Genomic DNA, 23,702 nt, shown 5'->3' with positions numbered 1-23,702 from the left:
TGCCCGGCCACCGACCCCAGGCAAAACGTTGCGGCAACAACCGATGTGACGGCTATGTCACCGGCTGGTCCGCTTCCTTGCCCACCGTCGCGGCGGGAGCCTTCTCCTCGGCCGGCGCCGGCACGACAGGTTCCGCCGTCGGCGCCGGCCGCACCTGGGCCCGCTCGGCCTCGCGCTGCCAGCCGCTCTTGCCCCGGAGCTTGAGCCAGGCCGTCGTCTCCTCGGGCGGCATCGCCGCGGCGACCAGCCACCCCTGCACCGCGTCGCAGCCCAGGTCGCGCAGCCGCTCCCAGGTCTCGTCGTCCTCCACACCCTCCGCGACGACCAGCAGCCCCAGCGAGTGGGCGAGGTCGAGGGTGCAGCGGACGATCTCCGCGTCCTCGTTGTCCACCACCAGACGGGCCACGAACGACCGGTCGATCTTCAACTCGCTCACCGGCAGCCGGCGCAGGTGGACCAGCGAGGAGTAGCCGGTGCCGAAGTCGTCCAGCGACATCTTGACCCCGTGCCCGGTCAGCCCGGCCATGGTGTCGGCGGCCCGCTGCGGGTCCTCCAACAGGACGTGCTCGGTTATCTCCAGTTGCAGCGCCCCCGGCGGCACGCCGTGCCTGGCCAGCCGGGCGGCGACCGCGCCGGCGAAGCCGGGGGTGTGCACGTCGCGCGGGGAGACGTTCACCGCGACCGGCACGTCGAGGCCCGCCGCCCGCCACTCGGCGACCTGGCCGAGCGCCGTCTCCAACACGTACTCCGTCAGCTTCGGCATCAGGCCCGAGCTCTCGGCCATCGCGATGAACTCGTCCGGTGGCACCTTCCCTCGGTCCGGGTGCACCCAGCGCACCAGCGCCTCAAGCCCGGCGACGTGCCCGTCGAAGCCGACCTTGGGCTGGTAGTGCAGCTCCACGTCGCCGGCGTCCAGGGCGCGGCGCAGGTCACCGAGGAGGCCGAGCCGGTCGGGCGTGTTGCCGTCGCGGCGCGCCTCGTACACCTCCGTGCCGCTGCGGTCCCGCTTGGCCTGGTACATCGCGACGTCCGCGCGGCGCAGCAGGCCCTCCGCGTCGATGGCGTGGTCGGGGAAGACGGCGACGCCGGCGCTGGCCTCCAGGACCAGGGTCAGCCCGTCCAGGTCGAGCGGTGAGCCGAGAGCGGCGATCAGCGAGCGGGCGGCGCGCTGGGCGCTGGTCAGGGAGTCGGCGGTGGGCAGCAGTACGGCGAACTCGTCGCCGCCGAGCCGCGCCACCTCCGCGCCGCGCGGCAGCGCGAGCCGCAGCCGCTCGGCGATCTGCAACAGCAGCCGGTCGCCGGCGAGGTGGCCCAGGGTGTCGTTGACGGAGCGGAACCGGTCGAGGTCGATGAGGACCAGGGCCGACCGGGTGCCGGCCCGCTCGGCCTCGTCCAGCGCCGACCAGGTGCGCTCCAGGAGCCATTGGCGGTTGGGCAGGCCGGTGAGCGGGTCGCGCAGTTGCTCCTCGGCGCGCACCCGGGCGATCCACAGCGTGGAGTCCAGCGCTATCAGCGGCACGGCGAACAGCGGCAGCAGCATGGGGGTGTGCACGCCGACGACGACGATGAGCGGCGCGATCCCCAGCAGCGCGATGCCGACCAGCGCCTGGCGGACGATGGCGGTCCGCACGACGGTGCGCAGGCCGCCGCCGCGCGGGGCCATCGTGTACCAGTGCAGGGCCCGGGTCACCAGCAGGTAGGCGAAGGCGACCAGGGCGATCTGCGGGATGACGTACAGGTTCCACGCGGCGGGGCGCCAGGGGTGCTCCACCGAGGGGATGGTGCCGAGCGCCGCCAGGGCAAGGCCGGCGGCGCCGATGCCGAGGATGTCCACGGCGCCGTGCAGCAGGGCCTGTCGCCAGCGGTGCCGCCGGGCCGCGCCGACCAGGACGACGACGGCCAGGCTGATGACGACCGCAGGCAGCCATCCGTACAGCAGCAGGGCGGCCAGGGTCAGGGCGGCACCGGACCCGGTGCCGCCCCACCAGCGGTCGCGCCCGAGCGCCACCAGGTGGCCGACGATCGCCCCGGTCAGCACGGCGAGCGACCAGCCGACGGTGCCGCTCGGGAAGAGCGCCGTATCGGTCCTCAGTACGCGGAAGACGCCGACCCCCAGCGCGATGGCGGCCAGTGCGACGACCGCTACCGGTAATCCGGGCAGAGCGATCCGGCACAGCCGCGACACTGGGGCGGCGCTGTCGGTCGGTTTCATACCCGTCCCTCTCACAGCCGGCGGTGCCCGCGCCACGGCAGGCGCACATCTCAACAGTAGGCCGCACCAGGCTACGAGGAGCAGCGATCGTCTGCGGTTGCCCGAATGCGCCCGCGCTCTCCGTAACCATCTGATATGCGCTATAAGAGTGATGCCCGCTGACTATCGCAAGACCACTCCTAGAACGCCTTTGAACTATTCCGTCTCTTCTGGTGGTGTGAGCGCAACCTCACGGGCGGCATCGGGTCCCTGACCGAGCAGCACGCCGAAGCCCTGATCGTCCAACACCGGCACCTTCAATTGCATGGCCTTGTCGTACTTGCTGCCGGGGTTGTCGCCGACGACGACGAAATGCGTCTTCTTGGAAACCGACCCGGTCACCTTTGCCCCCTGGTTCTGTAGGGCCGCTTTCGCGCCATCGCGGGTATACGACTGGAGCGTTCCCGTGACGACGACGGTGAGCCCGGCAAGTGGTCTGGGACCTTCATCCTCGCCGGCCTCCTCCTCGAAACGCACCCCCGCGGCCCGCCATTTCTCTACGATTTCCCGGTGCCACTCCTCGGCGAACCACTGCTTCACCGACGTGGCGATGATCCCACCGACGCCTTCGACCGCCGCCAGTTCCTCTTCGCTGGCCTCCGCGATGCGGTCCAGCGAACGGAATTCACGGGCCAGCGCCTCGGCCGCCACCGGTCCGACGTGCCGGATGGACAGTCCGGTGATGATGCGGGCCAACGGGCGTTCCCGGGCGGCCTGGATGTTCTCCAACATGGCGAGCGCGTTCTTCTTCGGCTCGCCCTTCTGGTTGGCGAAGAAGGTGACGATCTTTTCCTCGCCGGTTTCCGGGTCGCGCTTGGGCAGCCCGCTGTCCGGGTCGAGGACCGGGGAGCGAATGGGCAACAGGGCGTCGATGTCGAGGTTGAAGAGGTCTCCCTCGTTGCGCAGCGGGGGTTCTTCGGGCTCCAGCGGCTGGGTCAGTGCGGCGGCTGCCACATAGCCCAGGTGCTCGATGTCCAGGCTCTTGCGGCCGGCGAGATAGAAGATGCGTTCTCGGATCTGGGCCGGGCAGTACTGCGCGTTGGGGCAGCGCAGGTCGATGTCGCCTTCCTTCATCGGCTGGAGCGCGGTGCCGCAGTCGGGGCACTCGGCCGGCATGACGAACGCCCGCTCGCTGCCGTCCCGCAGGTCCACGACCGGGCCGAGGATCTCCGGAATGACGTCGCCGGCCTTGCGGAGCACCACGGTGTCGCCGATGAGCACGCCCTTGGCCTTGACCACGTCCTGGTTGTGCAGCGTGGCGAATTCCACTTCGGATCCGGCCACTGTGACCGGCTCGACCACCGCGTACGGCGTGACGCGCCCGGTGCGGCCGACGCCCACCCGGACGTCCACCAGCTTGGTGTTGACCTCTTCGGGCGGGTACTTCCAGGCGATCGCCCAGCGCGGCGCCCGCGAGGTGGAGCCGAGGCGGCCCTGGAGCGGGATCTCGTCGAGCTTGACGACGACGCCGTCGATCTCGTGCTCCACCGAGTGCCGCGCCTTGGGGTCGCCGTAGCGGGCGATGAAGGCCCGTACGTCGGCTGGCGTAGCGACCACCTCGTTGTGGTCGGAGGTCGGCAGGCCCCATCCGTGGAGCAGTGCGTACGCATGGGACTGACAGTCGATGTCGAACCCCTCGCGGGCGCCGATGCCGTGCACCACCATGTGCAGCGGTCGGCTGGCGGTGACCTTGGGGTCCTTCTGCCGCAGCGATCCGGCCGCCGCGTTCCGCGGGTTGGCGAACGGTGCCTTGCCCGCCTCCACCAGGCCGGCGTTGAGCTCCTCGAAGCGCTCCATCGGGATGAAGACCTCGCCGCGCACCTCGACCAGGGCGGGCACGTCATCGCCGTGCAGCCGGTCGGGGATCTCGGCGATGGTGCGCACGTTGGGCGTGATGTCCTCGCCGGTGCGTCCGTCGCCGCGGGTGGCGGCGCGGGTCAGCCGGCCCTGCTCGTAGGTGAGGTTGACCGCGAGGCCGTCGACCTTCAGCTCGCACAGGAAGTGGTACGGGGTGCCGTCGCCGACGTCCTTGGCGATGCGGTCGGTCCAGGTGGCCAGCTCCTCCTCGTCGAAGGCGTTGTCCAGGCTGAGCATCCGCTCCCGGTGCTCGACCTCGGTGAACTCCGTCTCGTACGCGCCGGCGACCTTCTGGGTCGGCGAGTCGGGCGTCCGCAGTTGCGGGTGCTCCTCCTCCAGCGCTTCCAGCGAACGCAGCAGCTTGTCGAACTCCGCGTCGCTGACGACGGGAGCGTCCTTCACGTAGTACCGGAAGCGGTGTTCCTCGATCTGCTCGGCCAGGAGTTGATGCCGCTCCCGGGCCTCGGATGGCACCTCGGAGCGCGCCTCGGCGGGCATCGCCGGGCGTCCGCCGTCCGCCGTGTCCTGCGCCGGGCTCTCGCCTCCGGCCACCGTTTCGCCAGCCACCGTCTCGACCTCCGTAACCTCATCCGTCCAACGCCCCGCGGATCACCGCACCGCGGGGCGGGCGCGCCCTCACTCAGGGTTGTCCACGAGTGATGTCGCCGCCCGGACGCAGTGGGCGAGCGCGGCCCGCGCATACCTCGGCGAGGCACCCGCGAGACCGCAGGACGGGGTGACCACCACGGACCCGGCAAGGGTCCCCGGCGCCAGCCCCAACCTGCGCCACAGCGTCCTGACACCCATGACGCTACCGGCAGGGTCTGACAATGCCCCCGATTGCGGGTCCGTGCCCGGCACGACGCCGGCGAACAGCGTCAGCCCGCCCTCGACCGCGACGCCGAGCGCCTCGTCCTCACGCTCCGTGAGGAGGGAGAAGTCGAAGGAGACGCCCGCGGCCCCGGCCCGGTGCAGCAGGGCGAACGGCACCTGCGGCGCGCAGCAGTGCACCACCACCGGCCCCTCGTTGACCGCGAACACCTCGCGCAGCGTTCCCTCCACCACGGCCCGGTCGATCGCGGGGTGGGTGCGGTAGCCGCTGGCCGAGCGGACCCGGCCGGTCAGTACGGCGCCGAGCGAGGGCTCGTCGAGTTGCAGCACCAACCGCGCGCCCGGCACCCTGCGGCGCACGTCTGCGAGGTGCCCGCGCAGCCCTTCGGCCAGCGAACCGGCCAGGTCACGGCAGGCTCCGGGGTCGCTGAGCATGGCCTCGCCGCCGCGCAGTTCCAGCGCGGCGGCCAGGGTCCAGGGCCCGACGGCCGACACCTTCAGCGTGCCGGTGTACCCCTGGGTGTACTCCTCCAGGGCGTCCAGGTCCTCACCGAGCCAGGACGTGGCCCGCCGGGTGTCCCGCCCCGGCCGGTCCCCGATCCGCCAGCCACTGGGCTCCACGCGCGCGTAGAGCTCGACGAGCATTCCGGCGGTGCGCCCGATCATGTCCGCACCGGGGCCCCGTGCGGGCAGTTCAGGCAGGTACGGCAACCGCTCCAGCGACCCGGTGACGGTCTTGGCCGCCTCCCGCGCGTCCCCGCCCGGCATCGAACCGATGCCGGTGGCGGCGCCCGCGCCCCAGCCCATCTCGTCGTTCTCGCTCACACTCACGCAGGAAGCGTACGAGGCGCGCCGCGCGGGGTCGCGCCGACCCACACCGCAACGGCCCCCAGCGCCCCGGGGCCGTCCGCCGGCTCCGTACCGCGGCACCACGCCCCGCGGGGCTCCAGACGGCGCGCGGACCGGACGCACCTACGCGCGGGGGCGCGGCCGTAGTGGGGTGCGGCGACGAGGGCGCGGGCGCTCCCGCAGCCGGCACTCCCCGCTCGCGATGCGCCCGCCTCGCCCCGTCGCGGCAGGCTCACCCGGGCGACGTATGCGTGCCGCGTGGCAGCGGAAGCAGCGGCCGTGCGCTCCGGGGCGCGGTGGGCTGTGGCGGGTGGCTCCGGTGGGGGCTGAGGTCGGGGCGGGCGCTCCTGATCGCGCTCGCTACGCTCCGGGGCGCACCCGGGCCTGCTCGCGCGCCTGCTGCTGCGGGGCGGCCGGTGGCCCGTCCCGGTCCGGCCCGGTGGCACCGTCCGGGTGCGGGCCGGTGGCGCCCTGCTGCTCCTCCGCCTCGCGCGCCGCGCCCCGTAGGCCGTACCAGGCGATGAGGGCCGCCACCAGGTACGCACCGGAGGCGAGGGCGAAGGACGCCGTGGCGCCGCCGTACCAACCGCCCGCGCCGGCGAGTACGGCGCCCATCACGGCGATGCCGACCAGGGTGCCGATCTGCCGGTTGGCGTTGAGCGTGGCGCTGGCGATGTGGGCGTGCTCGCGCCCGGCCGCGCCCATGAGCGCCCCCGTCATCGCGGGGGACGCCACGCCGAGGCCCGTGTTGGCCACCGAGAGCACCACGGCCAGCACCCAGTAGGGCATGCCGGGCGAGACAGTGAGGGCGAGGGCGAGCGTGCCGGCCGCGGTGAAGGCCAAGGAGCCGACCAGTGCCCTGCGGTCGCCGACCCGGTGCCCCAGCCTGGCGTACAGCAGGTTGCCCAACAGGAACACGAGTTGGGTCGGCAGCATTTGCAGCCCGGCGGTCATCGGGCTGGCGCCGCGGGCGTTCTGGAGGAACAGGCCGAGCATGAACATCCCGCCATAGCAGCCCATGTTGAACAGGAATCCGACGAGGTTGGCGGCCGAGAAGGCGGGTCGGGCGAACAGTTCGCCGGGCAGCACGCGGACGGCCGCGCGCTTCTCCCGCGCCAGGAACGCGGCGCTGGCCACCACGGCCACGCCGAAGCCGACGAGCACCGGGGCCGCGGTCCAGCCGGCCTCGGGGCCCTCGATCAGCCCGAAGGCGAGGGCGGCGAGCGCGAGGAGGCCGAGTGCGTGGCCGGACGCCCCGAGCGGCGCACGCCGGCCGGGCACCGGGGCCACCACGCGCCGGGCCAGCAGCAGCCCCACGACACCGATCGGAAGGTTGATCAGGAAGATACTGCGCCATCCGAACGCGCCGACCAGCACGCCGCCGATCGCGGGGCCGAGGCCGGCCGCCGTCGAGATGATCGCCGACCAGAGTCCGAGCACCCGGGCGCGCCGCGTCGGCTCCGGGAAGGCGTTGAGCAACAGCGTCAGCGAACTCGGCATGAACAGCGCGGCCCCGGCTCCCTGCGCCAGCCGTCCGGCGACGAGCACGGCGGCGTTCGGTGCCAGCGCACAGACCAGCGATGCGGCCGTGAACAGCGCCAGGCCCAGCAGGTAGACCCGCAGCGCCCCGTACCGCCCCGCGAGCGAACCAGCCAGCAGCAACAGCGCCGCGAAGACGAGCACGTACCCGTCGACGACCCAGGTGAGCCCGGCCAGGGACAGATCGAGGCCGCTCCGCAACTGCGGCCCCGCCACGTTCATGACGGTGACGTCCAGGGTCGCCATCACGAACCCCAGGGCGAGCGCGAACAGTTGCGCACCGCCGCGCCGCGGTGTGGTCTGCTTGATCATGCGTCGAAGTTATAGCTGTAACCAAGTAGCCAACAATAGTGACAGCTATAACTTTGCTCGTTCATGAACAGCGCCTCAGGACGGACGGGGAGGGCGAACCCGTCGGAACGACCGCAACGGAGCGACCGCGACGCGGCGCGGGGTGGATCGGGCGGCAGAGCAAGTGGGCGGTACGTACGGGCGACGGGGCGAGCGGGGAACGGAGCACGAGGATCCGCGGGCCTTGCCCTTGTTGCACGGAGCGCCGAGCCGGCAGCCGACCCGCCCCACGCGCCGACGGGGCCCTACGGGGCCACGCCCAACGACGCGCACGCACGGGCTCCGCTGCACGGAGGACGGAGCGCCGCGGGGCCGGGCACGGAGCACGGAGCACGGAGCACGGAGCACCAAAGGGTCGCAGCCGCTCCACGCAACGGCCACTCCGCGCCGCGGCACTGCCGTGTGGCGTCCCGTCGCGCGCGGTGGGTTACTCGGCGCGGTCCAACGCACGGAGCAGGTGGGTGCGCAGTTCCCGGCGCGCCTCGTGGGTCAGGTGGTCCAGGGGGCTGTCCTGGCCCATGCGCTCCAGGAGGTCGAGCCGCAACTCGCGCCCCGCGTCGGTCAGTACGAGTTGCTTGGCGCGCCGGTCGCGGGGATCGGGGCGGCGCAGCACGAGGCCCTGCTTCTCCATCTTGTCGATCACGTAGGTGACGTTGGGCGGCTCGCAGCACATCACGGCTGCCAACTCGCGCGCCGTCCGCGGTTCGCCGAGCTCCTCCAGCGCCTTCGCCTGGGTCGGGGTGAGGTCGAGTTCGGCGATCCGGCTCCGTCGGTGCGCGTCCATGCGCCGGGTGAGCTCCGTGACGAGGCCCCGGATCTCCCTGATGCCGCACCCCGCCTGGGCTGCGGGTGCACCCGGCCCTGTCTGCGCGCCCAGTACCGCTCTGCTGCTGCTCACCCGGCCAGCGTACGTCGCCGGCCCACCGTTCCCGGCGGCTTCCGGGCCGCTTCCCGCACCATGAGACGCGCGGCCTGCACGGAGCGGCGGCCGGGGCCGGGCGGGCTCCAGGTCCCAGCACGATCGCGCACCGGCACCGCGGCGAGCGCCCCGCGATCCGGTCGCCCCGGGTGCGCTGCCCGCGAGGCCGGGGCCCGCCTCAACGCGCCGGTCAGCGCGCCACGGAGCGTACGGCCCCGCGCCCCGCGCCCACCGCCCTCCGAGCCGCACCACTCTCCACCCGGCCCGGCCCCGACCAGACACATCGCACCCGCTACCGGGTGAGCCGTCCGCGGAACGACAGCCCGCTGGAATGGCCGCCTACGCGTGCGCGCGCACGCGTAGGCAGTACGTCGTACGGTCAGATGCCCCCCACCCCGCCAGCGCCGCAACCGCGGCCACTCCCCCGGCCACCGGGCGTCGGCTGCATCAGCCGCCCGCACCGGCCAGGCGCATCAGCCGACAGGACGTACCGAAAGGTCGGTGATCTCCGCGTCGCGGGGCAGGTCCAGGGCCGTGAGCACGGTGGTGGCCACGGACTCCGGGGTCATCCAGCGCTCGGGGTCGTACTCCTTGCCCTCCTGCTGGTGAACCTTGACCTGCATGGGCGTCGCGGTGCGGCCGGGGTAGACGGTGGTCACGCGCAGGCCGTTGCCGCTCTCCTCCCAGCGCAGGGCGTCGGCGAGCGCCTTGAGGCCGTGCTTGCTCGCGGCGTACGCGCCCCACTCGGCGTTGGTGCGCAGGCCCGCGCCCGAGTTGATGAACACGACGTGCCCCTTGGCCAGCCGGAGCTGCGGCAGCAGCAGGCGGGTGAGCTCGGCCGGGGAGACGAGGTTGGCGGCGAGCTGCTGGTTCCACGCCTTCGGCGTCAGCTCGCCGACCGTACCGAGCTCCACGATGCCGGCGACGTGCAGCAGCGAATCGAGCCGCTCGGGCACCTGCTGGTGGCCGAACGCCCAGGACAGCCGCTCCGGCTCGGCGAGGTCGCCGACGAGCGTCCTGGCCCCGGGGAACCGCTCCGCGAGCTGCTTCGCCCGGCCGGCGTCGCGCGCCAACAGCCACAGTTCGTCGCCGCGGGCACACAGCCGCTCCGCGACGACGGTCCCGATGCCGGAGCCTGCCCCAGTGATCAGATGCGTAGCCATGGGGCGATCCTAACGACGGCGGGCGGACCGCCGGGGCGCCAGGGGCCGGGCGGGCACGGGGCGGATACGGGGGCTGGAAGCACGGCGCCGGCGCGCGGGGCGCCTCACGCCACCAGGCCCGCCTGCTCCTCCAGATAGGCCAGCGCGCCCACCCCGTCCTCGGCGAAGAAGACCAGGTCGGTGAGCGGGATCGGCAGGAAGCCTTCCTTCTCCATCCGCTGGAACTGCTGCTTGAGTCCGTCGTAGAAGCCCGCCGCGTTGAGCAGGACGACCGGCTTGGTGTGCAGCCCGTGCTTCTTGAGCTCCAGGATCTCCGTCGCCTCGTCCAGCGTGCCGGTGCCGCCCACCATGATCACGATCGCGTCGGCGCGGGCAAGCAACTGCGCCTTGCGCTCGGCCAGGTCCTTGGTGATCAGCATCTCGTCGGCGTCCTGCCGCGCCTTGTCCCGGAGGAACTCCACGGAGACGCCGACCAGCCGCCCGCCGTGCTGCTGCACACCGTCTGCCATCACCTTCATCAGGCCGGCCTCCGACCCGCCCCACACCATGGTGTGCCCGCCCTTGCCGATGATCTCGGCGAACTCGCGGGCTGGTGCGACATAGCGTTCGTCGAGGTCGGCGGCGGAGCAGAAGACACAGATGTTCATACGCGTCACTGTACGAGAGGCCGACCCGACCGCCCCGTGGCCGCCCGGCCGGCGCCCGCGCGTCCCTCTGTTGCGTGCCCGGATCTACGCCTCGGCCAGTTGCGCGGCTCGGCCGGCCGCCGTCGGCTGCGCTCCGGGGCGTACGCACGAAACACGGCACGCACGAAACACGGGGCGCAGCCCGGGCCCCACAGTCGGGCTCTGGTCTCAGGCCGGCCCGGCCGTGGCCCGCTCCCGGCGCTCCGTGCGGGCGATGGTGGCCGAGCCCACCACGCGCGTGCCGTCGTACAGCACGATCGCCTGCCCCGGCGCCACGCCCCGTACCGGCTCCGTGAACCGCACCTCCAGCGCGTCGTCCACCAGTTCCGCCGCGACCGGCGTCTCGCTGCCGTGCGCGCGGAGCTGCGCCGTGTACGTGCCGGGGGCGGACGGCGGGGTGCCGCACCAGCGGGGCTTGATGGCGGTGAGCGCGACGATGTCGAGCGCGTCGGCAGGGCCCACCGTGACGGTGTTGTTCACCGGGGAGATGTCGAGCACGTAGCGCGGCTTGCCGTCGGCGGCGGGGACGCCGAGCCGCAGCCCCTTGCGCTGGCCGATGGTGAAGCCGTACGCGCCGTCGTGGCTGCCCAGCTTCGTGCCGTCCTCGTCGACGATGTCGCCCTGCGCCGTGCCCAGTCGCTTGGCCAGGAAGCCCTGGGTGTCGCCGTCGGCGATGAAGCAGATGTCGTGGCTGTCGGGCTTCTTGGCCACCGCGAGCCCGCGCCGCTCCGCCTCCGCGCGGATCTCGTCCTTGGTGGTGCGGGTGTCACCGAGCGGGAACATCGCGTGCGCGAGCTGCCGGTCGTCCAGGACCCCGAGCACGTAGCTCTGGTCCTTGGCGAGGTCGGTGGCGCGGTGCAGCTCCCGGCCGCCGTCCTCGCGGGTGACGACGGTGGCGTAGTGGCCCGTGCACACGGCGTCGAAGCCGAGCGCGAGCGCCTTGTCCAGCAGGGCGGCGAACTTGATCTTCTCGTTGCAGCGCAGGCAGGGGTTGGGCGTGCGGCCGGCCGCGTACTCGGCCACGAAGTCGTCGACCACGTCGGCACGGAACCGCTCCGCCAGGTCCCAGACGTAGAACGGGATGCCGATGACGTCGGCGGCGCGGCGCGCGTCCCGGGAGTCCTCGATGGTGCAACAGCCGCGCGCGCCGGTGCGGAACGACTGCGGGTTGGCGGAGAGCGCGAGGTGCACGCCGGTCACCTCGTGGCCGGCTTCGACGGCCCGCGCCGCGGCCACGGCGGAGTCGACGCCGCCGGACATGGCGGCGAGCACACGGAGGCGACGGCCGTCGCGCGGAGCGGAGGGATCGGGGGCGCCCGGGAAGTCAGTCATAGCCGTTCCAGGGTACGGGTGTGCGAGGTGGTACGTCGCGACGATTGCCACCACGCCGAAGCATCGCCCCCGCGCGGGCGGGGAAGCGGGCGGGGGGACGGGTGCAACGCCTCGCGCGACATCGCGTACGGAGCACCGCGCCCGCGCGCGGGCGGGAGACGGGCACGGGGCGGGGAGGGCGGCGCTCCGTACGGGGCGCGGGGTGCGGGACCTCGCCGCGGAGCGCCGGGCACGGAGCGCCGGCAGAAGATGCGGGGCGCTGAGCGCTCGTACGGGGCACGGGGCAGTGGCAGTGGGGGCGGGCGCTCCGTACGGGGCGCCACGGGTGAGGTCGGGCGCTGCGAACGGGGCGCCCGGCGGCGTACTCGCGGCGTCGCACCAGAACGGTTCCCCGGGCGGCCCGCCCCGCAGGGCCGTCGCCCCCGCCCCCGCGCGCGAGGCCGGACGGCGCGGTGCTGGCCTGTAGACCCGAGGGCCGGGCGGAAGCAGACGGGCCGAGCGGCGCCGTGGCCGGCGCTGCCCGCCCGGGCCGCTGGTTAGCTCAGGCCGGCGCTGCGGGCCCGGGCGACGGCGGGGCCGATGGCCGCGCCGACCGCCTCCACGTCCGCCTTGGTGGAGGTGTGGCCGAGTGAGAACCGGAGCGTGCCGCGGGCGAGTTCCGGGGACGAGCCGGTGGCGAGGACCACATGGCTGGGCTGGGCGACGCCCGCCGTGCAGGCGGAGCCCGTGGAGCACTCGATGCCCTGCGCGTCGAGCAACAGCAGCAGCGAGTCGCCCTCACAGCCGGGGAACGAGAAGTGCGCGTTGGCGGGCAGCCGGCCCGCCGGGTCCGGGTCGCCGCCGAGCACGGCGTCCGGGACTGCCTCGGTGACGGCCGCCACGAGCGCGTCCCGCAGCGCCCCGACCTCGCGGGCGAAGTCCTCGCGGCGAGCCGCAGCGAGTTCGCTGGCGACCGCGAACGACGCTATGGCCGGCACGTCCAGCGTGCCCGAGCGCACGTGCCGCTCCTGGCCCCCGCCGTGCAGCAGCGGCACCGGCGCGTACGCCCGGCCGAGCAGCAGCGCGCCGATCCCGTACGGGCCGCCGATCTTGTGCCCCGTGACCGTCATCGCAGCCAGCCCCGAGGCCGCGAAGTCCAGCTCGACCTGGCCGAACGCCTGCACCGCGTCGGCGTGCAGCGGTACGTCGAACTCGGCCGCGACCGCAGCCAGTTCCGCGACCGGCATGATCGTGCCGATCTCGTTGTTGGCCCACATCACGGTGGCCAGGGCCACGTCGGACGGATCGCGGGCGATGGCCTCGCGCAGCGCCTCCGGGCTCACCCGGCCGTGGGCGTCCACGGGGAGCCACTCCACGCGCGCGCCCTCGTGCGTGGCGAGCCAGTCCACCGCGTCGAGCACCGCGTGGTGCTCGACGGGGCTGGCGAGCAGCCGGGTACGGGCCGGGTCGGCGTCGCGGCGGGCCCAGTACAGGCCCTTGACGGCAAGGTTGTCGGACTCGGTCCCGCCCGCCGTGAAGACGACCTCGCTGGGGCGGGCACCCAGTGCCGCGGCGAGCGATTCACGGGACTCCTCCACGGTGCGGCGGGCGCGCCGACCCGCGGCGTGCAGGGAGGAGGCGTTGCCGGTGACGGCGAGCTGGTCAGTCATCGCCCGCACCGCCTCCGGAAGCATCGGGGTGGTGGCGGCGTGGTCGAGGTAGGCCATGATGCCGTCGATTCTACGAGCCGAGGCGGCACGCACGAGAGGCGCGTGGGGGCGCACGGTCACGAGGTGCGCCGGGGCGGTCCCGGGCACTGGGTGTCACAGCAGGTGGTGCGAGGTCCGCGGGCGAGCGCCGGTTGCGCCACGGGGCGCACGACGAGCGCGGGCCGTCGGGTGGCCGCACCGCCCACCCTGCGGCCAGCCGCCCCGCGCACCGCGCGGCACCCGCGCCGACCGCGGGTTCGGCCGAGGGCCGGCAACCGGTTCGCCACACGCGTCGGCGCGACCGTCCCGGCAACTCCTGCCTCGCCTGCCGCCACGGAGCGGAGCCGCTCCGCCCCGACACCGGCGCGGGGCGCGTCAGCCGCCCCCTGCGGCGCACCTTCGGCGGTGCGCGGCGCCGCAGTACACCTCGGCGCCATCCCGCCCCAGCAGCACCAGCACCAGCACGGACGACGCCACCAGCACCCCTGGGGCCACCGTCGACCCGCCACGAACCGATTCGCCTCGACGCCCCACGTCATGAGTGTCTAGCATTACGCTCATGACATGGGACCTGGTCCGAACGTTCCGTTCCTCGTCCGGCACCGTGCGGTGGGCTGAGTTCGGCGCGCCGGACGCGCCGCCCGTCGTCCTGCTGCACGGCACGCCGTTCTCGTCGTACGTGTGGCGCGGGGTGGCCCGTGCGCTGGCCGTCCGGCATCGCGTGCTGGTGTGGGACATGCCGGGCTACGGGGCGTCCGAGCAGTACGCGGGGCAGGACGTCTCGTTGGCCGCGCAGGCCGAGGTATTCACGGAGCTACTGGCGCACTGGGGGCTGCTGCGAACGGAAGGGGCCGACGACGCCCCGGAGGCGCGCAACGGGGGTGCGGCGCCCGGCCCGTACGTGATCGCGCACGACTTCGGCGGCTGCGTCGCGCTCCGCGCCCACCTGTTGCACGGAGCGGCCTACGGGGCGCTCGCGCTCGTCGACCCGGTGGCGCTCGCCCCGTGGGGCTCCGACACGTACCGGCTGCTGGGCGCGCACTCCGCGGTCTTCGAGCAACTGCCGCCCGCCCTGCACCGTGCGCTGGTGCGGGAGTACATCAGCTCGGCGAGCGCGCCCGGGCTGCGGCCGGCCGTCCTCGACCAGTTGGTCGCCCCGTGGTGCGGTACGGCGGGGCAGCCCGCCTTCTACCGACAGATCGCCCAGAACGACCAGCGCTTCACCGACGAGATCCAGGACCGGTACGGTGAGCTGCGGCTGCCGACACTGATCTGCTGGGGCACCGACGACGCGTGGATTCCGGTGGCCAAGGGGCACGAATTGGCAGCCCGCATCCCAGGCGCCCGCCTCCGGCTCGTCGAAGGCGCCGGACACCTGGTTCAGGAGGACGCACCCGCCGAACTGACCGGTGCCCTCACCGAGTTCCTGCACGAGGTGGCCCACGGCACGGGCGACGCCGACGGAAGGGCCCGGACCGCCGGCTGACGCGGCCGGCCCGGGCGCCCCGTGCGGCACGCCCCGCGCGCGAGGCTCCGTGCTCCGCCCACAGCCCGCTCCGTGCTCCGTGCTCCGTGCTCCGTGCTCCGTGCTCCGTGCCACGAGCGAACCACTCCGCCCCGTGCCCCGTGCCCCGTGCCCCGTGCCCCAGATCCTGCCGTTGCTGCCGTAGTTCCGCGGGCGCGCGCGTGCCGAACCCTTTCCAGCGGCGCACGGGGCGGCGCGGGGCGCAGCAGACGCGGCGAACCTCGCGGAGCCGCAGACTGCCCGGGGTCCCGGGTGGCGGGGCGTAGCGGGGACGGGCCACGGAGCGGCCCGTCCCCGCGTTCACGGCGCCGTGCGGCCGTGCGGGGTCAGTCCCCGGCCAGCGTCGTGCACAGGTCCTCGTACGGGCCGTACAGCGCCAGCAGTTGCTTCGACGTGCCGCCGGTGGCCTCGGCGGCCGGGTCGAGCTTGACCGACATGTAGCCACGGCTCACCAGCCACTTGCTCGCGGGCCGGTCGTGGTAGTGGAAGCCGGCCGCCCAGTTGTCGCCGCTCATCACGTACACGTCGGAGCTGGGGTACTCGGGGTAGGTGATCGTGGCGGTGCCCGACACCTCGCGCTCCACCGACTTGCCGGTGTCCAGGTTGATGGCGCGCAGCACCAGCGGCCCGTCCTCGATGGCGAAGACCGGCCGGCCCTCCTTGTCCGTCCAGGTCCGCAGCCGTAGCTCGCTCACGGGGAACTCGGCCCGTGCCCGGAACGGGCACACCTCACCGGCCCGGTACTCGAACGGCTGGGACGCCGGATGGGTGACGATCGGCCCTTCGAGCCCGGCGGGAACGCGGCCCCCCGGCGCCCCCTGGCCCGGGGTGGCGGCGCTCGTCGGGCCCGCCGCGCCCACCGTCAGCGCGGCGGCCAGTCCAATGGCCAAGGCGGTCGCAGCGGCCGTGCGCCCGCTCCGTCGACATCGCTTTCCCATGGTGTGCTCCTCCTTGCGGTCAGGTCGTACTGGTCCTTGCCGTCGAGCCGTTCCAGCGTGCACCGGGGCGCGCCCGAGCACGCCCCGCATGGCCCGAACCGGGCGCTCCCGCGCCGCCCGGCCGGAACGTGGAGGCGGGGTACGCGCGCGTGGGCGCGCTGGTCGTGAGGCACCTGGCCGGGGTGCGGTCACCGATCCCGGTCCTGCTCGCCGGCCGTGCCGTCGTCGGCCGCGCTCCGTTCCAGCAGTGCGGTGACCGTGTGCACCTGTGGGGAACCGATCGCCCGGTACCCGTCGCGCGCCTGCCACCAGCACTGGACGGCCCGCGCGCGCTGGCCCGCTTGGAAGAGCACTCGGCCGAGTACCACCAGCGCGTCCGCGCGCCGCCAGTCGCCGCCGTGCCGTTCGACGTCGCGTACGGCCCGCTCCGCGCAGGCGAGCGCGTCGTCCACCGCGCCGACCGCTAGGTGGGCCTCGGCCAGCCGGGCCCGACTGGCTGCGGCGGCCAGATGCAGGCCGACGTCTGCGAACCGGTCGCGGGCCTGCTCCAGAGGCTCCAGCGCCACCGCCGCCCCACCGGCCGCGGTCAGCGCGCAACCGAAGGCGTAGTCGGCGTGCGCGGCGGCGAGCCCAGGCCCCGGCGGCTGCGGCCCCGTCCGTACGGCCCGTTGTCGCCCGCCCCGTTCGGCCTCCCGTAGGGCGCGCCGGGCCGTACGCAACGCCGCTGTCGGCATCCCCAGCGCCAGCCACACCCGGGACCGGTCCGCGCACACCCGCGCGAGGCCGGACAGGTCGCCCAGCGCCTCGTACGCCGTCTCGGCCGCCAGGAGCAGCGGGAGGGCCGCCCGGGCGCGCCCGCCGCCGTAGACGGCGATGGCCTGCTCGTGGGCCGCGTGTGCGCGCACCAGCGGGTCGGGAGGGGCCCCGTCGCCGTCGGGCCGCAGGGCCAGGGCCGCCGTCTGCTCCGCGTCGGCGAACCGGTCCGCGCGGTTGTACGCGTACGCGAGCGCGGTCCTGGCCCGCCCGTGCGCCACGCCGTCGTGCGGCCCGTCCGCCGTCCGTACGAGGGCTTCTGCGGCCTCGATGAGGGGGCGGGCGTACGACGCGTCGTCGGCCAACGGCCGCGCGACGAGCAGCAGATCGGCCAGCCTGCGGTAGAGCGGGGCCGGCGGGTGCGGGAGCGCGGCCCCCGCGCGCACGGTGCACAGCAGTCGGGTCGCCTCCGTGCGCAGCCAGTCCGCGGCGGGGCCGGTGCGCCCGGTGGGGGTCCACGGCGCCGGTTCGACGTGGTCCGCGAGGTGGTGGGAGGTGGTGTCGCCCGGGTCGGTGGCGCGCACCGTGTCGGCGCCGGCGAGCAGGTACAGGTCGGTCAGCCGGGTCAGGGCCCACTCGCGTTCCAGGTTGCCCGGTCGTTGTGGGCCCCCGCGCGCGATGCTGAACGTTTGGGTCACCAGCATCTGTTGGGCGAAGAGCAGCGTCAGTTCGTTGAAGCGGTACCGGCCGCGCCCCACCCGGTGCAGCAGCGAGGCGGTGGCGAGGTCGTCGAGCAGCGGCTCCGTGTCGGCCGGTGGCAGGCCCACCAGGGCGCTCGCCGCGAACGTGCTGACGTCCGCGTGCCCGAGGGCCGACAGCAGGGACAGGGCCCGCTGTTCGTCGCTCCGCAGCCGCCGGTAGGTGTGCTCGATGCCGGCGGCGACGGAGAGCCCACCGACGCTCAGGCCGGCCAACCGGCGCTCGGGGGTGGCCAGCCGGTCCGCCAGGCGGGTCAGCGGCCAGGGGTAGCGCTGGAGTTGGCGGCGCACCAGTTCGCCGGCGATGTGCAGGGCCAGGGGCAGCCCGCCGCAGTACTGGAACACCCGGTGCGCCCCGTTGGCGTCCTGGTCGAGCCGGGCGGCGCCGACCCTGATGCGGAGCAGTTCGAGCCCCTCGGGCTCGGTGAGCTCGCGTAGTTCGACCCGGTGCACCACCTCGTCGCCGGCCAGCCGGCGGCGGCTGGTGACCAGGGCCGCACAGCCCGGGGCGGTCGGTAGCAAGGGGGCCAGTTGCGCCCCGTCGTGTGCCCCGTCGATGACCACGAGCACCCGCCGCCGCGCCAGCATCGCGTGGTAGCGCAGCCGGCGGGCCTCGGTGCCGTCCGGCAGTTCGGACGCGGGGCAGCCCAGGGCGCGCAGGAACGCCTCCAGCACGTGGCTGGTGGAGCGGCGTTCGGGCTCGCCGCCGCGGAGGTCGATGAAGAGCTGCCCGTCGGGGAAGGCGGCGGCGAGGCCGTGCGCGACCTCGCGGGCCAGCGCCGTCTTGCCCATGCCGCTCAGCCCGCTGATCACCGCGACCGGTGCGGTATGGGGCTGTGGCGCGGTCAGTGCCCGCCGTAGGCCGAGCAGTTCCTCGGTCCGGCCGACGAAGTACGCGAGTGGCACCGGGAGGTGGGCCGAGAGCCGCCGCGCCCCGGCCCCGTCCCCCGGGTCGGGCCACTCGGTCGCGGGCGGTCGCGACCCCTCGTCGCGCACGATGCGCTCGTACAGGTCCCGTAGCGGTGCGTTCGGCTCGACGCCCAGTTCTTCGGTGAGCAGGCGGCGGCAGTTGCGGTAGACGGCGAGGGCTTCGGCGGTGCGGCCGGTGCGGTACAGCACCGTCATCAGCAGCAGGTGCAGCGATTCCCGGAAGGGGTGTTGGGCGACCAGCCGGGTCAGCTCGGGCACGACGTCGGAGTCGTTGCCCAGGTCGAGTTCCAGGCCGAGCCTGCGTTCCAGGAGCCTCAGTCGCCACTCGGTGAGTTGCTGGCGCTGGCTCTCGGCGAACGGGCCGGGTACGCCGTACAGCGGCGTGGTGTCCCACAGGCTCAGCGCCTCGCCCAGCAGGGTGTGCGCCCGGCGCCGGTCCCCGCGGCGCAGTTCCCCGTCCGCCGCCTGCTCCAGCCACCGGCACTCTTCGAGGTCGGTACGGGCCCCGTCCAGGACGTAGCTGCCGGTGTCGGTGCTGCGCAGCGCCTCGGTGCCCAGGACGGCGCGCAGTCTGCGCAGGTAGGTGCGCAGGGTTGCCTGGGCTGCCGGTGGGCGGTCTGCGGGGCTGCCCCAGACGGCTTCGACGAGTGTGTCGGCGGTGACCGGCTGTCCTTGGTGGAGGAGCAGGAAGCAGAGCACCGCGCGCTGTTGCGGCGAACCGGTGGGCAGGCCCGTCGCTCCGCGGTAGGCGCGTACGGGGCCGAGCAGTTCGCAGCGGAGTTCGCCGGCCCGGACCGGCTGCGTGGTGGGGGGCTCGGGCGGGGACTGCGATGTGGCCGATGCCCCGCGTGCGTCGTCGGGTTCGGTCTCGCGCGCGCCGTCGAAGCGCTCCGGGGCGGTGGCGGGGGCGTGCGGGGCCGGGGCCTGCGCCGTCGCCGACGGACTCGCGGGCGGGGCGGCCGGTTCCGGTGGTGTCGAGCCCTCGGACCGCTCCCGGCGCGGTACGGCGGACTCCGGCGCGGTCGGGGGCCAGGGCGGGACGGGGCGGCCCGCGCGGGGGCGAGCGGGGGCGTCTGGCCGGGCGGTGGCGTCCGTGGCCGCGGGTCCCGCGGTCTGCCCGGGCCGGTCCGTGCTGGCCCCTTGCGGCTCCGTCCCCGGGCCGTTCGGCGACGGCGCAGGTGCTTCCCGGACGGTCGGCGACGGCGCCGGGGCGGGCAGGGCCACGATCGGATAGCCGAGGCGTTCGCACACCGGGGCCGCGAGCATGGCGAACGCCCGGGCGCTGTCTTTGAGTCGCAGTGGCCCGTCCGGGTCGGCCACCAGGGCCGGGAAGTCGGGCAGCCGGCCCAGGTAGGGCGCGAGGGCCCGGCCGACCGCCTCGACCACCTCGATGGAGCGCTCCACACCGAGGCCGCTGAAGAGGAGTTCGCGCACGCCGGGGGCGAAGTCGTAGATGGGCTGGGCGGGATCGGCGGGGGCCAGCCGGCGGCTGAGCGCGTGGATCTCGGGCATCCGGTCGGCGGCGGTGGTCGCCGGGGTGAGCTGGGTGAGCAACCCGCCGAGTTGGACCTCCGCCACCTGGGCCGCCGTCGCCTCGGGCAGCGCGGCCGAGCGGACCAGGTGCATCACCGGGGTGGTGAGCGGACGGATCGCGGACAGCCGCACCGCCAGCCGGTACGCCTCCGGCGAGAACGTGCTTCGGAAGCGCGCGATGCGCTCCTCCGGAGAAGGCTCCGAACCCGCAGCCGGGAGAGCGCCCGGCGGGCCGTAAGAGACGCCGTAAGAGCCTCCGTGCGAGCCGCCGTGGGAGTCGCCGGGCGGGGCGCCGGCCAGGTCGCCGAACGGTGCGGTGAGCGCCTCGTCGGCCGGCGCGCCGGTCCCGCCGGCGCGCTCCGGAGCGTACGGGTCGGCGGCCCCGCCGGCGACCGGGGCGGCGTCGCGGAGTGCGCCCGGGGCGCGCGCCGTGGCCGAGGGCGGGGCGGCACCGGCCGCTGCGTACGGGGCGGTGCCCGTGGGGTCGTACGGAGCGGCGGCGCCCGCGGGGGCCTCGGGGTGCGGGGCCCCGGACCACCGGAGCGGCACGGAGCACGGGCCCTTCGCCCGGCGGCCCGTGGACACCAGCACCGTCTCGATGTGGCGCGGGCTGCCGGGGCGGGTCTGGAGGGCGACCCACGGGGCGAGCGCGGCGGGGGTCAGCCTGAGCACCGGCAGCGCCGCCCGCCCCGCCGCGGTCGGGTCCACCGCGCCGGTCAGCGGGTCGGCCACGTCGAGCCGGTGCGCCGGGCTGAGCGGTCCCGGAGCGGTGAGCAGGCGCGGCTGGGCGTTCAGCCCGCTGCCCCGCCACAGCCGGCGGGGCAGGGCGTGCAGCACCGCCAGCGGGCCGCGACGGTGCTGGGCCAACAGCGCACCGAGCGTCCGCGGGTCCCGCCACGCCGGATGCACCGCGTCGGTGAGGACCAGGACGACCACGCCGGGCCCACCGGCGGCCGGCACCGCGCGCGGGCTGCGTGCCGCGAACCCGGCGGGGTCGAAGCGCTGTTGCCGTACGGAGCGGAAGGCACCACTGCGGCGCAGCACGGCCCGTACCTCGGAGGCGAGCGGATGCCACACCCGCATCGACGGCGTCTGGTCGACCAGCAGCACGGCGGTCAGCGCGCGCTCCGGGACCGCCGCGGTCACCAGGTCGAACAGCCCCGTCTCGGCCATCAGCCGCACCGTGGCCTCCACGTCGGCCGTGCTGTGCTGCGGGTCGTCGTGGTAGCGGGCCAACGGGCGCAGCGCCCTGGCCAGCCGCTGCGCGTCGGGGAGCACCCGCCCGCCGGGCACCCGGCCGGAGCGGGCCCCCCGCCCCGTCCGTCCGCCGCCCGCGCTGCCCAGCGGGAACAGCAGGGCCCGCCGGGCCGGTTCGACGCCTCCCGCGCCCTCGTGCGCGCGCGTGGTGGGTGGCCCGCCCTGGAACGGGTCGGGCCCCGGGGTCTGGAACGCGCTGGGCGGGCCGGTGCGGGCGGGGCCCGGGGCCGCGACTCCGGTGGGATCGACAGGTTCGGCGGTGGGCCGGGCCGCGTCTTCTGCCGCCGTCCCGGTGGGCCGGGGCGAGCGGTCCACGACCGGCCCGGTGAACGGCCCCGTCAGCAGGTCATCGGCGGGCGCGTTCGGGGGCGCGCCCGCCCCGGTCGACGTGCCGTCCGACGGGGCCCCGTCACGCCGTACGGCGGGCGCCCCGGCCGCTCCGGGCTGCGACGCGTCGGAGGGGCCGGAGGGTGCCCGTACGGCGCCGGGCTCGGCGTCGTCGGCCGCGGCCTGCAAGGCGGGGCCCACGCCCGAGGACAGCGGGCCTGATGTGGAGTCCGTCGGCCCGGCGGGGTCGGGCCCTAACGGCGATGCGGGGCGTGCCGGTGCGGCCGGTTCCCGGCCGGGCGCCGGCCCCGTGGCGGGCCCCGGCGCCGCCCCCGGCTCCACGCCCGGGGACGGCGCCCGGTCGGCGGCGGGCGGCGGGCCCGATCCGGGCCCCGTGTCCGGCCCGGGCAGCGCGCCCCGGCCCGCTGCGTGCTCGCCGCGGGCACCGTGCTCCGTACCCCGCGCCCCGTGCCCCGTGTCGCCCCGCTGCCCCAACCCGCTCTGTTGCTCCCGCCCCAACCCGCCCGCCCGCGCCTGCCCGGCCCCGCCCTGCGCTCCGTTCCGCGGCGCGTCCTGGTCAGCCCCTGCCATCAGCCCGGCGAGCCACAGCACGTCGAGCAGTTCGTCGGCGCCGGGGTCGTACCCGATGCCGACCAGCGCCTGCCGCAGCCGGTCGATCATGTCGGCAGCGTCTCGTCGAGTCGGTGCAGCACGGCGGCGAGCAACTGGTCCCGGCTCATGTCGGCGCCGGCGAGCCTGAGGTGGACGGCGGCCAGCAGTTGGTCGGTGGCGAGGGTTTCGGTGGCCGAGCGGCGCAGGAACGTCTCGATCAGGTCGTCGGCCTCGGCCAGCCCCGCCTCGCCCAGGCTGCCGCGGACGATGTCGCGCAGCCGGTCCGCGTCCGGGTCGGGCAGGTCGAGGCGGACACAGCGGCGCAGGAAGGCCGGTGAGAAGTCCCGTTCCCCGTTGCTGGTCATCACCACGATGGGGAAGTGCGTGCAGGAGACCACGCCGCGGCGCACCCTGGCGCGTTCCCGGCCGCCGCTGACCATGACGTCCACGTCCTGCTGCTGCTCGGGCAGCCGGGCCAGTTCGGGGATCTCGAACCTGCCCTCCTCCAGCACCACCAGCAGGTCGTTCGGCAGGTCGATGTCGGCCTTGTCGAGTTCGTCGATGAGTAGCACCCGTGGCCGGTGCGCGGCGGCCAGCGCCGTGCCCAGTGGGCCGAGGCGCAGGTACTGGCCGATGTCGGGCTCCACGGCCGGCGGCGCCACCGGTGGCCGCCGGGCCGCGTGCGGGCTTGGCTGCGCGCCGCCTTGGGCGCCCCGGAGCGCACGGGCCGAAGCGCCCTTGCCGCGCGGCCCGTTGCCACGCCGGGGACCGCGCCAGACGGCGGCGCTACGGGCCCGCTCGCGGCGCAGCGAGGCTTCCCGCAACCGACCCACCGCGTCGTACCGGTAGAGGGCGTCCGCCAGGGTGGCGCGGCTGTTGACGGACCAGCGCAGCACGGGGCCGAGGTGCAGTTCGCGCGCGATGGCGTGCGCGAGTTCGGACTTGCCGGTGCCGGGCCGCCCGGTGACCAGGAGCGGGCGGTGCAGGTGCAGGGCGGCGTTGACGACGGCGATCTCGTCGTGGCCCATCAGGTACGGCGGCGGCGACCCGGTGCGGCGGTTGGTGGAGAACCGGCGCCAAGGTGGCGGGGGCGGCAGCGTGGCGGGCCCGCGGAAGACCCACCAGGGGTCCGGCGCCGGGCCTTCGCCCACCCCCTCGTCCCGCCCCGCCCCGTCGCTCGGTCCGTCGGATGTCCCACCGGCTGCCCCGTCGCCCCGTCCCTCGCCCGCCCCGCCGGCCGCTCCGTCGACCGGTCCTGCGGTCGGTCCTGCGGTCGGTGCAGTGGCCGGCCCTCCGGCTGGTGGGGAAGTCGGTGCTCCGGGCGGTGCGGTGGCTCCACGGCCGGCCGTGGTGGACGCGGACGGGTCGGGGTGGCGGCTCCCGTCCGCCCCCGTCGCCGGGGTGGGGGCCGACGGACGACCGCCCGATTCCGCGGGGCCCTCGGGAGGGTTGCCCATTCCGGCTGTTGGGGCCATGGCGTGCTCTCCTTGGTCGTCGTACGGCAACGGGGCGGGGTGTCGAGCGCGTGCGGCGGTCGGCGGGACGGCGGCTGCCCCGCGGTACGGGCACGGCCGGCGGACACCGGCCGCCCCGGCGAGTGCCG

The 23,702-nt window shown here is 74.9% G+C and carries 13 protein-coding genes; 1 reads left to right on the top strand and 12 read right to left on the bottom strand.

Annotated features, from left to right (window positions below):
* Positions 1-52 precede the first annotated feature (52 nt).
* From ACMA1D_RS24145 to ACMA1D_RS24105, 9 genes are all read right to left on the bottom strand, one after another.
* Positions 53-2,212 (bottom strand): putative bifunctional diguanylate cyclase/phosphodiesterase, encoded by a 2,160-nt coding sequence (locus tag ACMA1D_RS24145; RefSeq protein ID WP_414726110.1) that lies wholly within the window; start codon positions 2,210-2,212, stop codon positions 53-55.
* 195 nt (positions 2,213-2,407) lie between these two features.
* Complete coding sequence (ligA, locus tag ACMA1D_RS24140; protein ID WP_414726221.1) at positions 2,408-4,606, bottom strand: NAD-dependent DNA ligase LigA; 2,199 nt, start codon at positions 4,604-4,606, stop codon at positions 2,408-2,410.
* Positions 4,607-4,744: 138 nt separating this feature from the next.
* On the bottom strand, positions 4,745-5,746 hold the full coding sequence (locus ACMA1D_RS24135) for a methionine synthase (RefSeq protein WP_349994317.1): 1,002 nt from the start codon (positions 5,744-5,746) through the stop codon (positions 4,745-4,747).
* Positions 5,747-6,148: 402 nt separating this feature from the next.
* Positions 6,149-7,639 carry a DHA2 family efflux MFS transporter permease subunit gene (locus ACMA1D_RS24130; RefSeq protein ID WP_414726109.1) on the bottom strand — a complete coding sequence of 497 codons (1,491 nt, stop codon included), beginning with the start codon at positions 7,637-7,639 and terminating at the stop codon, positions 6,149-6,151.
* Positions 7,640-8,105: 466 nt separating this feature from the next.
* The gene (locus ACMA1D_RS24125; protein WP_414726108.1) at positions 8,106-8,576 is read right to left on the bottom strand and encodes a MarR family winged helix-turn-helix transcriptional regulator; all 471 of its coding nucleotides are present in this window, start codon (positions 8,574-8,576) and stop codon (positions 8,106-8,108) included.
* A gap of 494 nt (positions 8,577-9,070) precedes the next feature.
* Positions 9,071-9,760, bottom strand: a complete 690-nt coding sequence (locus tag ACMA1D_RS24120) for an SDR family oxidoreductase (protein ID WP_414726107.1) — start codon at positions 9,758-9,760, stop codon at positions 9,071-9,073.
* Between the two features lie 104 nt (positions 9,761-9,864).
* Positions 9,865-10,407 carry a TIGR00730 family Rossman fold protein gene (locus ACMA1D_RS24115; protein ID WP_414726106.1) on the bottom strand — a complete coding sequence of 181 codons (543 nt, stop codon included), beginning with the start codon at positions 10,405-10,407 and terminating at the stop codon, positions 9,865-9,867.
* Between the two features lie 207 nt (positions 10,408-10,614).
* Complete coding sequence (mnmA, locus tag ACMA1D_RS24110) at positions 10,615-11,778, bottom strand: tRNA 2-thiouridine(34) synthase MnmA (RefSeq protein WP_414726105.1); 1,164 nt, start codon at positions 11,776-11,778, stop codon at positions 10,615-10,617.
* A gap of 536 nt (positions 11,779-12,314) precedes the next feature.
* On the bottom strand, positions 12,315-13,484 hold the full coding sequence (locus ACMA1D_RS24105; RefSeq protein WP_414726104.1) for a cysteine desulfurase family protein: 1,170 nt from the start codon (positions 13,482-13,484) through the stop codon (positions 12,315-12,317).
* 541 nt (positions 13,485-14,025) lie between these two features.
* On the opposite strand from ACMA1D_RS24105, the gene ACMA1D_RS24100 reads away from it, so the two are divergent.
* Positions 14,026-14,952: an alpha/beta fold hydrolase gene (locus ACMA1D_RS24100; RefSeq protein WP_414726103.1), complete on the top strand. Its 927-nt coding sequence runs from the start codon at positions 14,026-14,028 to the stop codon at positions 14,950-14,952.
* 365 nt (positions 14,953-15,317) lie between these two features.
* On the opposite strand, the gene ACMA1D_RS24095 is transcribed toward ACMA1D_RS24100, so the two are convergent.
* The 3 genes from ACMA1D_RS24095 to ACMA1D_RS24085 all read right to left on the bottom strand — a co-directional run bounded on the left by ACMA1D_RS24095 (position 15,318) and on the right by ACMA1D_RS24085 (position 23,250).
* Positions 15,318-15,929, bottom strand: a complete 612-nt coding sequence (locus ACMA1D_RS24095) for a hypothetical protein (protein ID WP_414726102.1) — start codon at positions 15,927-15,929, stop codon at positions 15,318-15,320.
* A gap of 188 nt (positions 15,930-16,117) precedes the next feature.
* A complete protein-coding gene (locus tag ACMA1D_RS24090; RefSeq protein WP_414726101.1) occupies positions 16,118-22,168 on the bottom strand; it encodes a BTAD domain-containing putative transcriptional regulator in 6,051 nt (2,016 codons plus the stop codon).
* The gene (locus ACMA1D_RS24085; RefSeq protein WP_414726100.1) at positions 22,165-23,250 is read right to left on the bottom strand and encodes an AAA family ATPase; all 1,086 of its coding nucleotides are present in this window, start codon (positions 23,248-23,250) and stop codon (positions 22,165-22,167) included. Before ACMA1D_RS24085 ends, ACMA1D_RS24090 begins: the two co-directional genes overlap by 4 nt.
* Positions 23,251-23,702 lie beyond the last annotated feature (452 nt).

The organism is Streptomyces sp. 796.1 (genome assembly GCF_047525675.1).
In the GTDB taxonomy this organism is placed as follows: domain Bacteria; phylum Actinomycetota; class Actinomycetes; order Streptomycetales; family Streptomycetaceae; genus Streptomyces.
Note: the sequence above shows the minus strand (reverse complement) of the source record. Positions and strands in the feature narration are given on the sequence as shown.